14 protein-coding genes are annotated in these 14,424 nt (G+C 43.9%); 11 read left to right on the top strand and 3 right to left on the bottom strand.

Features of this window, described 5'->3' with window-relative positions:
- Positions 1-35 precede the first annotated feature (35 nt).
- The 8 genes from ACPEGP_RS00875 (at position 36) to ACPEGP_RS00840 (ending at position 7,506) form a co-directional block, all read left to right on the top strand.
- Positions 36-206 (top strand): hypothetical protein, encoded by a 171-nt coding sequence (locus ACPEGP_RS00875; protein ID WP_227671114.1) that lies wholly within the window; start codon positions 36-38, stop codon positions 204-206.
- Positions 207-1,787: an amidohydrolase gene (locus ACPEGP_RS00870; protein WP_423813647.1), complete on the top strand. Its 1,581-nt coding sequence runs from the start codon at positions 207-209 to the stop codon at positions 1,785-1,787.
- Between the two features lie 111 nt (positions 1,788-1,898).
- Positions 1,899-2,837 carry a lysophospholipase gene (locus tag ACPEGP_RS00865; protein WP_423813646.1) on the top strand — a complete coding sequence of 313 codons (939 nt, stop codon included), beginning with the start codon at positions 1,899-1,901 and terminating at the stop codon, positions 2,835-2,837.
- A gap of 74 nt (positions 2,838-2,911) precedes the next feature.
- Complete coding sequence (dapD, locus tag ACPEGP_RS00860) at positions 2,912-3,733, top strand: 2,3,4,5-tetrahydropyridine-2,6-dicarboxylate N-succinyltransferase (protein WP_198327893.1); 822 nt, start codon at positions 2,912-2,914, stop codon at positions 3,731-3,733.
- Between the two features lie 231 nt (positions 3,734-3,964).
- The gene (queE, locus tag ACPEGP_RS00855) at positions 3,965-4,705 is read left to right on the top strand and encodes a 7-carboxy-7-deazaguanine synthase QueE (protein WP_423813645.1); all 741 of its coding nucleotides are present in this window, start codon (positions 3,965-3,967) and stop codon (positions 4,703-4,705) included.
- A 219-nt stretch (positions 4,706-4,924) separates the two neighbouring features.
- Complete coding sequence (locus ACPEGP_RS00850) at positions 4,925-6,103, top strand: multidrug resistance efflux transporter family protein (protein WP_423813644.1); 1,179 nt, start codon at positions 4,925-4,927, stop codon at positions 6,101-6,103.
- 14 nt (positions 6,104-6,117) lie between these two features.
- Positions 6,118-6,753, top strand: coding sequence for a trimeric intracellular cation channel family protein (locus tag ACPEGP_RS00845; protein WP_144297166.1), 636 nt, complete (start codon positions 6,118-6,120; stop codon positions 6,751-6,753).
- Positions 6,754-6,843: 90 nt separating this feature from the next.
- The gene (locus ACPEGP_RS00840) at positions 6,844-7,506 is read left to right on the top strand and encodes a trimeric intracellular cation channel family protein (RefSeq protein ID WP_423813643.1); all 663 of its coding nucleotides are present in this window, start codon (positions 6,844-6,846) and stop codon (positions 7,504-7,506) included.
- An 18-nt stretch (positions 7,507-7,524) separates the two neighbouring features.
- On the opposite strand, the gene recJ is transcribed toward ACPEGP_RS00840, so the two are convergent.
- Entirely contained in the window at positions 7,525-9,348 is a 1,824-nt protein-coding gene (gene recJ / locus ACPEGP_RS00835) for a single-stranded-DNA-specific exonuclease RecJ (RefSeq protein ID WP_423813642.1), read from the bottom strand.
- Positions 9,349-9,737: 389 nt separating this feature from the next.
- On the opposite strand from recJ, the gene ACPEGP_RS00830 reads away from it, so the two are divergent.
- Positions 9,738-10,253 (top strand): hypothetical protein, encoded by a 516-nt coding sequence (locus tag ACPEGP_RS00830; RefSeq protein ID WP_068408032.1) that lies wholly within the window; start codon positions 9,738-9,740, stop codon positions 10,251-10,253.
- 134 nt (positions 10,254-10,387) lie between these two features.
- Here ACPEGP_RS00830 and copM read toward each other — a convergent pair whose 3' ends face one another.
- Together copM and ACPEGP_RS00820 are read right to left on the bottom strand one after the other, a co-directional pair.
- Positions 10,388-11,143, bottom strand: coding sequence for a CopM family metallochaperone (copM, locus tag ACPEGP_RS00825; RefSeq protein ID WP_423813641.1), 756 nt, complete (start codon positions 11,141-11,143; stop codon positions 10,388-10,390).
- A gap of 240 nt (positions 11,144-11,383) precedes the next feature.
- The gene (locus ACPEGP_RS00820; RefSeq protein WP_423813640.1) at positions 11,384-11,851 is read right to left on the bottom strand and encodes a DUF305 domain-containing protein; all 468 of its coding nucleotides are present in this window, start codon (positions 11,849-11,851) and stop codon (positions 11,384-11,386) included.
- A gap of 385 nt (positions 11,852-12,236) precedes the next feature.
- On the opposite strand from ACPEGP_RS00820, the gene ACPEGP_RS00815 reads away from it, so the two are divergent.
- Entirely contained in the window at positions 12,237-12,956 is a 720-nt protein-coding gene (locus ACPEGP_RS00815) for a heavy metal response regulator transcription factor (protein ID WP_423813639.1), read from the top strand.
- On the top strand, positions 12,922-14,424 hold the full coding sequence (locus ACPEGP_RS00810) for an ATP-binding protein (RefSeq protein WP_423813638.1): 1,503 nt from the start codon (positions 12,922-12,924) through the stop codon (positions 14,422-14,424). The genes ACPEGP_RS00815 and ACPEGP_RS00810 overlap by 35 nt, the downstream gene beginning before the upstream one ends.

The raw sequence follows: 14,424 nt of genomic DNA, 5'->3' as shown, positions 1-14,424 counted from the left end.
GAAAAAAAGTATAAAAAACTATTAGGGATAGCGCCATGACTATAGGTATTATTAGGCCGACGTTACTGAGTATTGGACTGATGAGTATGATTGGTTGTACTGCCCTGCAAACCACCGCAAAACAGCCAAATACAGAAAAAACAAGCGATTCAGCAACGGTTTATTACAATGGTAATATCATTACCATGGAAGGTGAGCAACCGTAGATGGTCGAAGCTTTAGTCACGCAGGCTGGCAAGATTGCTTATGTTGGCAATTTAAATACGGCGCAATCAAAATATAAAAATGCCGCTCAAGTGAATTTAAACAGCAAAACCTTGCTACCGGGTTTTATCGATCCGCACAGTCACTTTGATATGGTGTCAAATACCATGGGTCAGGCAAATTTAAACCCGCCGCCAGTTGGCAAGATAGATAGTATGGATAAATTACTACAAGCCTTAAAAGACTATAAAAAGGACAATAACATCGCCGATGGTGAATGGATCTATGGTTGGGGTTATGATGAGAGTCAATTAAAAGAAGGTCGTCATCCAACCAAAGCAGATATCGATAAAGTATTGCCTAATAACCCTGTATATCTGCAACATACCAGCGGTCATATGGGTGTCGCCAATAGCAAAGCCTTGGCAGCCCTGAACATTACCGCCGATACTAAAAACCCAGAAGGTGGTAATATTGCACGGGTTAAAGGTTCGAGCGAACCAAATGGTCTTGTCCAAGAAACCGCTATGTACCCATTTATGCGGCGAATGCTAGAGGTATTAGAGCCCAATCAAGCTAAGTTTTTTGAGCAAACCCAAGATTATTATGCCAAAAATGGTCTGACTACCGCCCACAACGGTTCAACAGCTCGTAATACTATTCAGTTTTTCCAAAAACAAGCCGATGCTGGCAAGCTGAAAATTGACTTAGTTGCATTAGCAGGTAGCAGTGATTTGGATGAAAACTTAGCGGACAAAGACTTTGTTTGGAAGACCTATCAAAACGGTTTTAAAGTTCAAGGAACTAAAATCATAGCCGATGGCTCGCCGCAAGGTAAAACAGCTTATTTCAGTCAACCTTATTTGACGCCAGTGCCAGACTGCAAAAAAGACTGCCGCGGTTTGCCGAGTATCAGCCAAGATGCGCTCAATGAGATGTTTGCCAAGGCTTATAAGCACGATAACCAGTTGTTTATCCATAATAATGGCGATGGCGCGACAGATATGATTATTAAAGCCCACGAATATGCGGTTAAAAAGACAGGACAAGCCGCTGATAAAGATCGCCGTACGGTGCCTATCCATGCTCAGTTTGTGCGCTCCGATCAGCTAGAAGCCTTTAAAAAATATAAGATGCTACCGTCATTTTTCACCAATCATGCCTACTTTTGGGGTGATGTGCATGTGCAAAATTTAGGCAAAAAACGCGCTGATTTTTTAAGTCCGATAGCGACAGCGGATAAAATGGGGTTAAAATACACCAACCATTCTGACGATACCGTGACGCCTGTCGACCCGTTATTTACCGTTTGGTCAGCGGTTAATCGCACCTCGCGCTCAGGCAAGATTATCGGCGCCAATGAACGCGCAACCCCTTATCAAGCGCTCAAAGCCATCACGACCAATGCCGCTTATGAGTATTATGAGGAAAATAGTAAGGGTACCTTAACTAAAGGTAAGCTCGCTGATTTGGTTATATTAGATGCCAATCTGTTAACGGTAAATGCAGATAAACTTAAAGATATTCATGTGGTCACTACCATTAAAGAAGGTAAAATAATCTATCAGCGCCCGACAAAGTAAAACTATAATGACAGCATACTAAGAAAAAATTTAATGCTTTATAGTCAAATTCATATAAGCTTGACTATAAAGTTTTTTCTGTCTCTTTTATATCAATATTAGGATTCGTTTATGAGTAACACCGAGCAAATCACCTCCTCTGACAACACCCATTATCTACACCATACTTTTTTTGACCCAAGCGATAATACCACACCGATTACTGCTACCCTATTGATTGTGCATGGGATGGCCGAGCACAGCGGTCGTTATGCAGAGCTTGCGCAGTTTTTAGCAGATAACGGTATTGCGGTCGCCACTTACGATCAGCTGGGTCATGGGCAGACGGTCAAATCAGCCAATGATTTGGGTTTTTTTGCTGAAGAACATCCGGTGCAATCGTTATTAAAAGACGTTATTATCATGGCGGACAGCTTGAAAGCGCGCCATCCTAATGTGCCGCATTTCGTTATGGGTCATTCAATGGGCTCGTTTATCGTGCGCAATGTTCTCAAACATCACGCCCAGAACTTTACTGGTGCAATTTTAATGGGTACCGCTGATGCCAATCCATTGACCAAAGTGCTATTACCCATTAATAAAGTACTGGCAAAAGTAGCGCCCAAAAAGCCAAACCCAGTTTTCGCCAATGTGATGAATAAGGTACTCAATAGTAAACTTGATAATCGTATTTCTTCTTCAGAATTTGCTTGGCTTAATGAAGACCCTCAAGCTATCGAAGCTTATGAAGCCGATCCATTGACGGGTTTTGATTTTACCAACAATGGATTTTTAACCTTGTTTAGCTTAATGGAAGCGGGTCTTAATAAAAACTGGGCAATGACCATTGCCAAAGATTTTCCGATGTTACTGGTCAGTGGCGAGAACGATCCGATCGGCGATATGGGCAAAGGTATTCGCAAAATTGCCAGCCGTTTAGAAAAACAGAACTTTAGCAATATCACGCTACAGCTCTACCCGCACATGCGCCATGAGCCGATTCATGAACAAAATAAACAGCAGGTTTATCAAGATATTGTAGACTGGATAAATAGCAATTCTGATGCTTAGTAACAAAATGCTTGATTAATTTAAACGACCACTTTTATTATCTTTTTTACCCTTCACCAACTTTAGGAATATTTATGACATTGCAACAAACCATCGAGCAAGCCTTTGAAAATCGTAACGATTATAGCCCAGCAACCATGCCACAAGACATACGCGACGCTATCAACGAAGTGCTTGAACAATTAGACAACGGTAGCTTGCGTGTTGCTGAGAAAAAAGATGGCGAATGGGTGGTCAATCAATGGGCTAAAAAAGCGGTATTATTATCATTTCGTTTAAACGATAACTATGTGCAGGCGGCGGGCGAACACGTACAGTTTTATGACAAAGTGCCGACTAAATTTGCTGACTGGACTCAAGAGCAATTTAAAGCAGCTGGCGTACGCGTAGTACCGCCAGCGGTTGCTCGTAAAGGCTCATACATCGCAGCAGGTGCCGTCTTGATGCCATCGTATGTCAACATTGGCGCTTATGTCGACCAAGGCGCGATGGTAGATACGTGGGCTACGGTTGGTTCGTGCGCCCAAATCGGTAAAAACGTGCATCTATCAGGCGGCGTTGGTATCGGCGGTGTCTTAGAGCCGCTGCAAGCCAATCCAACGATTATCGAAGACAACTGCTTTATCGGCGCGCGCTCTGAAATCGTTGAAGGCGTGATAGTAGAAGAAGGCTCAGTAATTTCTATGGGCGTGTTTATCGGGCAATCAACGCGCATTTATGACCGTGAAACGGGCGAGATTCATCGCGGCCGTGTACCAGCAGGCTCAGTCGTTGTACCCGGTAGCTTGCCATCAGAAGACGGTACGCACAGTTTGTACGCTGCTATCATCGTGAAGAAAGTCGATGCGCAAACCCGAGCCAAAACCTCGGTCAATGAGTTATTACGTTTGGCCTAGCTTTTCGGTGATTAAGCTTTAGTTATGACGTTAATTTTTTATCAAAAAAGATGCTGAGGTTGACTCCAGCATCTTTTTTAATGCCTTATGGCAGTTTAATGCAAAACTTTACGTTATAATCTTCGTCTCATTTGAATACCAACATTTTTAGAGTTAGTCAGATTATTGACGCTTTTTTCATTTAATAAATGCTTGATAGCATTATCAATCCCTAACTGTATTTGACATATTATGAGTGAGTTATCTTTACGCACCTCGGCAATTCCTGTCACTGATCCCGAAGCAGGGCTACGTTTGACCGAGATTTTTTATTCCTTGCAAGGTGAAGCGCTAACCTCAGGCTTGCCGACGATATTTGTACGCTTGACTGGCTGTCCGCTACGCTGCGTGTATTGTGATACCGAGTACGCCTTTAGTGGCGGTGAGCGGCAATCGTTAGAAGCCATTATTACTACCATCAAAAGCTATCCGTGTCAGCGTATCTGCTTGACTGGTGGCGAGCCATTAGCGCAGCCAAATGCCATTGAATTGATGCAACGTTTGTTAAATGACGGTTATGAGATTTCACTTGAAACCGCAGGCGCGCTGACGGTAAAAAATGTACCGCCTGCGGTCAGCAAAGTGATGGATCTGAAAACGCCAAGCTCAGGTGAAGTCGATAAAAACCTTTGGTCAAACCTTAACTATCTCACCCAGCACGACCAAATCAAATTTGTCATTATGAACCGCAATGATTATGAGTGGGCAAAGGCAACACTGTTTGAGCATCAACTTGATAAATTGGTCGGTACGGTTTGGTTTTCACCAATGTTTACTGTCGCAGAAGAAGTCGTTGCTAGTGAAGCATTGAGCAGCCCCGATGTGCCAGTATTGGCGCGTGAGTTAGCTGAATGGATACTGGCTGATGCCTTGCCTGTACGTTTTCAACTACAACTGCATAAGATTATTTGGGCCGATGCTAAAGGTAAATAATGGAATGAGCTTTGCGCAAATTGGGCAAATCAATAGTTCAAATAAACAAGCAACCAAAATTCCAAACTAAACATCCTCTAAATATGGTCAAGGAATTTTAGAATCGCTACAAGGCGACCGACCGCAGATAGTACATTGAGTACATCTAGGACAGGTAACACCGTAGCGGTTTAAAAGTGCTCTGACTATAGCTAACCAGCCGACTGCAAGGACGCATACATGGTTAAACTGATTTTACTGGGCTTACTGGCGGGGGCGTTCTTTAGCTCGACATTTATTTTAAATGAGCTGATGAGTAATGCTGGCGGCCATTGGTTTTGGTCAGCGAGCCTACGCTATGTCTTTATGTGGCTGATTATCAGCGCCGTTATTATCCTGCAACATGGCTTTAGGCGTATTGAAGCACTTGCGAGCATTTTTCTTCAGCACTGGCGCTTTTGGTGTCTTACCGGCAGTATTGGCTTTGGGGTATTTTATACCGGTATTTGCTATGCAGGCGACCACGTGGCAGGCTGGGTCGTGGCTGCTACCTTTATGTTTACCGTCGTAACCAGTTTGTTCGTACTATTGGCATTCGGACAAAGGTTTGATAAGAAATTTATTATTTATGCCTTTTTGGTGTTTATCGGGGTGGTATTGGTCAACGTCAGCGAAGGTTTGCGCGCCTCTGCCCTCGCCGATATTGATAGCGCACCGATGGCAGAAATGCTGCTTTACGGTGCCCTACCTGCGCTAATCGCGGCTTTTAGTTACCCAATCGGCAATCAACTGGTCTGGCAAGTCTCACACAACTCGCGCAAACACCATCCCCATAAAGATAAGGCTAAAACGCAACAAGCAAAAGAAGCAAATAAACCCAATCGCGAACAAAGTTATCACGAGAATGCTAACCAACCGCTTGTCTCAGAAGCTTTCGATTTGTCTGCTGTCATGTCTAGCACTTCGGATAACAACGCTACCTTAAAAACCCCCTCTAGCATCGAAGTCATACCCTCTTCGCCTCTACAAAACCTCATTGCCCGCATTCCAGTTATCGAGACGAGCTTATTACAAAATGCCTTTAATAAAGTCTGGCTAATGACCTTGGGTAGCTTTCCATTTTGGCTGGTTTTAGGCGCTTTTATCCAGCCTGAACCACCTGCAACCACCCAGTTATTTAATACCTTGCTAGTAGCATTACTGGCTGGAGTAGCGGCGACAAGCATATTTTTTTATGCGCGTGAGCAAGCGGTGACGTCAAGCGAAGTCGCAGGCGTTGACTCCACCCAAGCCAGCGAGGTAATCTTTGCTTTGATTGGTGGTATACTATTGTTGGATAATGCCATACCATCAGCAATGGGATTGGTCGGTATTGGGCTAATTATTCTAGGACTGATTTTATTTGCAAAAGACGGTTGAGGCTAAAATAAGTCATGATGAATCACTTTATTTTCCCCGATGTTTTGCTGTATTTATTAGATATGGTAGGCGTCATTGCTTGTGCCATTGCCGGCACTTTGCTGGCGCAGCATAAAGGCTTTGATATTGCGGGCTGTATTTTGGTTTCTATGGTCAATGCCATTGGCGGTGGTACATTGCGCGATATGGCGCTCGATCGTCATCCGCTATTTTGGATGACTGACCTCAACTATGTCATTGTCATTACTATTACCTCGCTTATTCTACAAATTTTCTTTCATCTGTATCATAAGATTGATAAAGCCCTCAAATTCTTTGACGCGATTGGGCTCGCGGCTTTTAGTGTCATTGGTTTTAAAGTGGCGTTGGCGCAAGATATATCGCCGGTTATTGCGGTTATGATGGGAGTTTGGACGGCGATTATCGGTGGTTTATTGCGTGATATTATCTGTAATGAAATACCACTGCTGCTACAGCGTGAGATTTATATCACCGCTAGTATTGCAGGATCCTTGAGCTATTTGGCGCTTGATTACTGGGGCGTTGATGCGGTTGCCAATGAATTTATGATGTTATTTATCATCTTTGCCGTGCGTATGCTGGCGCTTAAATTCGATTGGCACCTGCCCTCTATTCGTTTGGTCGATTAACTCTTCGTTTTACCGCTTAACCTCATGGGCAAAAAATACCAGTGCTTTGATATTGATGTTTTAATATAAGGGATTTAATGAGAAAAATGCATGCTCACCATCGCTTTAGATTCTGAATTGATGACTACTTTTGACCCACGTTCACTCATTTATCTGTTTGATATGATTGGGATTGTCGCTTGTAGTATTTCGGGAACGATATTGGCCAAGCATAAGAACTTTGATGTCTTTGGCTGCTTATTGGTATCGATTGTGACTGCCATCGGCGGCGGTACGGTGCGCGATGTCATTTTGGATCGTCATCCACTGTTTTGGATGGTGGATATGAGTTATTTGACGCTTATTACCATCTCATCATTGGTGATGCAGATATTCTTTCATCCCAACTCTAGGCGCGTTGATAAATTTCTCAAGCTCTCCGACACTATTGGCCTATCAGCTTTTACCTTAATCGGTATCAAGGTTGCTGATAGTATGGGCGCCAATGTGCCGGTGGCATTATTACTCGGGGTGATTACGATTATTGTCGGCGGTATCATCCGCGATATGATTTGTAATGAGATTCCGTTGGTGCTACAGCAAGAGATTTATATTAGTGCGTCTTTAACGGGCGGCATTCTTTATTTTGCCCTGCACAATCTTGGCGTAAGCGCTTGGATTGCCGATATCTCAGCAATGGCGACGATTTTTACTTTGCGGATGCTTGCCATTCGTTATGACTGGCAATTTCCAACCATTGAATGGAAATATTAAAGTATTCAAGCCTAGCAACTACTTGCTTTCCTCTACTGTCTCTTTTACCAGCGCCAAATCTTTAACCATCAACTGCAGGCTTTGTTTACCGTTCCACTCGTTAATGTCTAGCTGAAATAATACATGCACTTTTTCGGCGCGGTAATCCCAAGCACTACTATCAAAATTAAATTGGATTGCCTCAATCGGATATTGCACCTCAGGATAACGTAACGACAATTTAAGATGTTTGTCTTTTAATATCTTAAAGCTCAATACCTCAAATACGCCGTCAAATATCGGCGGCGCAAAGCCATGACCCCATATACTGGCATTCGCTAGATGCTCTGCAAAGTACAAGCTAAAGTCAGCCGCTTGCAAGGGTCCGTCGGTAAATTTCTGCTCGGCAAAGACTTCCTCATCCATCTGCGCCATCACGTCGTTAAATGCGGTCACAAAGCCATCAAAATTACGACGTTTGATGGTTAAACCTGCCGCCATGGCATGACCACCAAAGTGGCTGATTAAATCAGGGTAACGTTCGGCCACTTGCTCAATCGCATCACGAATATGCACGCCTGCGATAGAGCGCGCCGAGCCTTTGATGGCATCGTCGTCACCCGTGCGTTCTGTATCGGCTGGCGCAAAAACGATACTGGGAAGATAGTGGCTTTCTTTTAAACGACCAGCGACGATACCGATAACCCCTTGATGCCAATCGTCTTGATATAAAATAATACTGCGGTTTTGATTATCAATAGCCGACTTTTCAGTTTTAGGCTGGATAAAAGTTTCATCGCTCTCGTCAGCATTAGAATCAGTAGCAGCTAACGCTTGCACAATAATATCTGCTTGCGCGCGCATTTCACCTTCGACATGACGGCGCGTACGGTTAAGCTGTTCAAGCTCTTGCGCCAAACGCTGTGCGGTACTCCAGTCATCGGTCAATAAGCATTCGATACCGATGCGTATATTATCCATGCGCCCCGCAGCATTGATACGCGGACCTAAAACAAAACCAAAATCTTGCGCCTGTAATTGTTTTGGGTCGCGACCTGCTTGTTCCAGCAGTGCCAATATCCCAAGCGAGCAGCGACCTTGGCGAATGGCGTTCAGACCATGATGCACTAAAATACGATTGTTTTTATCAAGTACACCCACATCGGCAATCGTCCCTAGTGCGACCAAGTCCAAATACTGGCTGACTTGCACGCTAGACTTGCCTGCTTCGCGGCGCAGTTTCGCCAAGCGTCCGAGCACATAAAACGCCACGCCGACTCCAACCAAGGCTTTACTACTAAAGTTGCAATCAAGCTGATTGGGATTGACCACTGCTTCGGCGGGCGGTGTTTCTTTGGTGGTTAAGTGATGATCAGTAATAATGACAGTGATGCCATCAGCCTGCGCCCGCGCCACGCCGTCATGGCTTGAGATACCATTATCGACCGTCACAATCATGTCGGGCTTATAAGTTTTGATACCTAATTCAACAATCTCTGGCGTTAGACCATAGCCATATTTAAAACGGTCAGGGACTAAAAAATCAACCACCGCGCCCATCTTTGTCAGCGCGCGCATCATCAATGCGGTACTGGTTGCCCCATCGCAATCAAAATCACCGACGATTAATATACGCTGACCTTCGTCGATGGCGACATCTAACAAACGCACCGCTTCGGTGACGCCATGCAGCATTTCAGCAGGTAATAAACCAGATAAGCCAGTCTCTAACTCATCAGGCACAGTGATACCGCGACCGGCATAAAGCCTAGCAAGGGTAAAGGATTGGGCGGCAAGTGGTTGCAACGCGGCGGGCAACTCGTCGATGCGAGTGCAGGTATAACGGGGGGTTAAATTTAGCATGGTGCTATTCTACTGGCTTTGGCACATAGCTACAATGGGAATTTTTAGCACTATCGTCTAGGTTTGGCGATTGCCCAATTATGCCTTATGGCGTAATTTATATCACATATCATGTAGGAAAAATAAAGGCTATATATGGCGAATGTTTAAACGCTTGCTTGCCAACCTGCCCTTTATTTACAAAAACGGTGCAGAGAGCCTGCAATTTTCTGCATTTTGCTACAAAGCAATGATTGTATGGGGCTTATAAAGCCATAAAATGGTAAATATTCAAGATGAGTTATTAGAAGATGACTTATTGGAAAATTATAAGATACTCATCATTTTTGCCATGTTTGCTTTTGTTATATTAATTACTTTCTATTTTTTAAACATTTTAAGGACGCGTTATGAAAACCACCCCAACCGCTGAAAAACTGCCTAATACTATTGACCCTAATTTAGACCTAGATAAAGTCAAAAAAGACTGCGAAAAATTGGTCAAAAAACGTGCCAAGCTTTCTGCTGGTGTCGCTATTGTACCTATTCCATTTTTTGACGTGGCAGTTGATGCCAGCATGCTGACCGTCCTGCTACCTGAGATCAGTGAGCGTTTTGGACTGATTGAAGGCCGCCAGTCTGCCGTTGATTTAGAATCACGCGCTATCCATTGGCAAGCGCTAAAAGACCGTACGGTTGATTTTGCAGGACTAATGGCGACACGTGGTATCGTGAAAAAGACCGTCCAAGGTTTCGGTGGTCGTATTGCCGCCAAACAAGTGACTAAGTTCATTCCTTTAGGTGGGCAAATGGTCGCCGCGACCATGGGCTATATGATTTTCAAAAAAATCGCCACCGACCATATCAATGAATGCTATAACTTGGCAAAAGACATTCAGCAAAAGCAACATGGTAAAAATGTCTAACAGCATGCCATCATCGTTTAAAATCTAAGAAATTATCATTCGCAAAAAAACCCAGCTAAGATTCTTAGCTGGGTTTTTTAATCTAAGGAACAGACTTTTCATACTTAACAAACCTAGTATTTTATATAAAAATACTAGCCGCCATTTTTGGCGATCCAATTTTGCATTTGCTCAATTTCAGCCTGCTGCGCGTCGATAACCGCTTGCGCCAGCTCACGCATTTCGGCATCTTTGCCATATTTTAGTTCTACTTCCGCCATATCAACGGCACCCTTATGATGCGGTAACATACCACGCGCAAACGCCATATCAGGTTTAGGGTCCGCGATACCCGCCATCATCTCATCGTGCATAGCGTCCATCCCATCAGCGTAGGCTTGCTGCATGGCCTTGGTATCAGGCGTGGCTTCAGCTGCGTCAGGATGACTGGCCAGCCAGTTTTGCATTTGCTCAATCTCAGATTGCTGGGCGTCGATGATTTCTTGCGCTAGCTGACGCATCTCTTTATCCGTACCATATTTTAGCTGAATCTCCGCCATTTCAACCGCACCGACATGATGACCGAGCATCCCTTGCGCAAACGCGGCATCGGGATCGTTGTAATTCATCCCAATCATCATCGCATCGTGCATTTTTACCATCGAATCATTGTACGCTTTGTGCGTCACCGACATGTGCTCAGTATCTGTGCTCATCGCTGCCATATCATGATTGGCGTGCGGGCTGGTCGCTGTGTTGGTTGCCGTGTCAGTGACGATTGCTTCTTCTGTAGCAGGCGCAGCGTTTTCATTAGCAGCTTCTTCATTTGCAGGCTGACAAGCACTGATAAGCAAGGCAGCACTGATACTAGCAGTAAGCACCCCAATACGGGAATGGTTATTAATTTTCATGGTGTATCCCTTGTTTAAATAAGGCGTAAAAAGTGGCAAATTAAGGAAAATTTACCGAAAAAAAATAGTTAAATGACTGCGTTAAATACAGCCATTTAACTACGAGCATTTATTAAAATATTAGTTAATTTTTTAACATGGTTGTTCAATTTCTGGGCTTTTTAAGTTCTAGGGCGTTCAATTCTTAGGTTTTTTGAGCGATCAATTTACTAAATGATTAAACGACAGCACTTCTTTAATTTATTTAAGCTCTTCGATTAGCTCTTGCATTTCGCCAATTTCGCGCTCTTGCGCCTCGATGATATCATCAGCAAGCTTACGCACTCTCGGGTCGTCGATATCGGCGCGGGTACTGGTCAAAATAGCAATCGAATGGTGCGGTATCATCGCCTGCATCCAGTCAACTTGATCAACGGTCGCTTGGGATCTGACGCCCCAAAGACCAACGGCAAACATTACGATGCTCAGCCCATAAATCATAAGATTGACTTTGGTTTTTTTGTACATATGGCTCATAAACGCCAACATGATGACCGACATAGCGGCGCCCATATACAGCGCCATATAAGCTCTGGTTTCGCTAAAATAAACGTGATCCCATTGATAAGTATTAAAATACATCATGATATACATGACAATGGTCGACGTTAAAATCATCAATGAAAACCTGACATACGGGTTCATTTTTTCTTCTTCTGAATGCTGCATAAGGTAGTCTCCCGCTACGTTGTTTATATTATTTTTATTAATTTATATTACTTAGGCTATTTAAAGGCTAGCCGATTACTAAAAGGTTTTTTATTGTATTTATGAGCTTATAACCACTGCTTAGCAGACTCAACATCCGCGTATACTCGGTTTGTACTGTCTTTGTTTGCACGCATGGTTTTATAAAGCGCAAACTAACCTTGTTGATTTTTATCCAAAAATGATAGCAGTATCAGCCTGACAATGAGATGACGCTAAGATGACAATTCTGTCATCTTAGCCGTCCGGAATAGGCATAGCGCTGGCATTGCTCTATGATTGGAGGTTTGCAGTTTATATATGATGTAATCGCATAAAAATTATAAATAACGGGCATGAGTACGCTATGAAAATACTATTGGTCGAAGATGAGCTGTCACTTGGTGATTATATTAAAAAAGGTTTGAGTGAAGCGGGCTTTATCGTTGAGCACCAAACGACAGGACTTGGCGGCTATCACGCCTTGATGACTGAGGATTTCAATGTGGTCATCATGGATGTGATGTTGCCTGATGTGAGTGGTTTTGAGTTGGTACGCAATTATCGGGCGGCGGGCAAACTGACGCCAGTGCTGTTTTTGACCGCGAAAGATGATTTAAGCGACCGCGTAAAAGGCATAGAAATCGGCGGCGATGATTATCTGACCAAGCCCTTTGCCTTTGCTGAATTATTGGTCAGAATCAAAAACCTATTGCGCCGCGTCAATCAAACCGATTACGCCAATACAGTGCTACAAATTGCCGATTTAAAAATGGATATTGCCAAACGTACTGTCACGCGCGGTGAGCAGCCTATTAAGCTAACCGCTAAAGAATTTGCGCTACTACAATTTTTTCTTGAGCGCCAAGGTGAGGTGCTACCACGTTCTGTGATTGCCTCGCAAGTCTGGGATATTAATTTTGATAGCGACACCAATGTGATTGATGTGGCGATACGGCGTTTGCGGATTAAAATCGATGACGATTTCGATACCAAACTGATTCATACGGTGCGCGGCATGGGTTATCGGCTAGATATAGATGATGATGCCAATGACAGCGCTGTTATCTCTGCGGTTATTGAATAATATGACGCCGATTGCGACGGATGGTCGCTTATCTTTATTGTGGCGCACTATTCTGCTGTTAAGCTTGTGCGTCATCGTCACTCAGATATTTCTGTATGTCTGGATACAGCGCTCGGTTAATGAGCATTTTGAGCAAATGGATGCGGAGATTTTAACCCATGCGGCGTTTAATTTACGCCAGTATATGGATAGCAATAGCATAGTTGACACGAGTAACACTAAGAAAAAGCCACTTTCTCAGCAGACGCTCGCTTTACAGAACGCTAGTATCGACTATGAAGTCAAAACCGTGATTACCGATAATAACGGGCAAGTGCTTATCAGTGTGCCAACTGGTTTTATCAATCAGTCGAGTCATCATGGCGCGGTCAAAGCGTTGTGGCAAAAACATCACGAACAGCCGTTCGATCTAAAAATTAACGACCGCCATTATCGCGCTATTGTCATTCAGCAGGCCAGCCGCTTAGCACTCATCGCCCTACCCGTCGATGTTCATCATCAGTATTTGGCGCAATTTAACCGTCAGCTGATTGTTATCTTAATCGCCATTACCTTTCTTTTAGTCTCTATCGCCGCTTTTAGTGTGCATTTAGGCTTTGCACCGCTTGCGACCATTCGGCAAAAAATGAGCCGTATCAATGCCGACCAGCTCGACGATAGAATTGTGATAGCGGATATGCCCAGTGAATTGCGAGCGCTTGCAGAATCCTATAATGCAATGATGGTTAAGCTCGCGCATAACTTTGAAACGTTGTCGCGCTTCTCAGACGATATCGCCCACGAGCTGCGCACGCCGCTTGCCACCCTCAGCACCCAAACCCAAGTCATGCTCAGCAAACCGCGAGCCAGCAATGAGTATATCGAGCAGCTGCATCATCAGCATGACACCTTAGCGCAACTATCGAGCCTCATTAACAACATGCTGCTACTGGCAAAAACGCAAAAAGGCTTGATTCATTCGCAGTTTAACCGCGTAGATAGCGATTTACTGCTGACTAAGATGATGGAGTATTATGAATGGATAGCCGAAGACCGCGCTATCACCTTTAAAAAAACAGGTGACTTTAAAACCATACTTGGCGATGCAAGCCTATTGCAAAGGTTGTTTGCTAACTTAATTGCCAATGCCGTTTATTATGCCGCCAGTGATAGTATTATTCATATTAATGGCAAAATTGTTACGGATAAGGTTGCAGAAAATAGGCAGGTTTTATCTTCATCAGGCATGCTAGCCTCACACCTGCAAATCTCCTTTACTAACCGTCTAACCGCCCCGATGACGCAAGCAGAGGTGGATAAATTATCAGAGCGTTTTTATCGCCATCATAAAACTCTATCAATGCATGCAGGGTCGGGCTTAGGTTTGTCAATTGTGCATGCGATTGTCATTGCCCACAATGGTAAAATAGCTATTACGGTAAAAGACGGCTATTACTTTGAGGTCAGTATCAAACTCCTTCTTGCTTAG

It is taken from the genome of Psychrobacter sp. 219-2-C (assembly GCF_049560815.1).
Taxonomy (GTDB): domain Bacteria; phylum Pseudomonadota; class Gammaproteobacteria; order Pseudomonadales; family Moraxellaceae; genus Psychrobacter; species Psychrobacter faecalis.
Note: the sequence above shows the minus strand (reverse complement) of the source record. Positions and strands in the feature narration are given on the sequence as shown.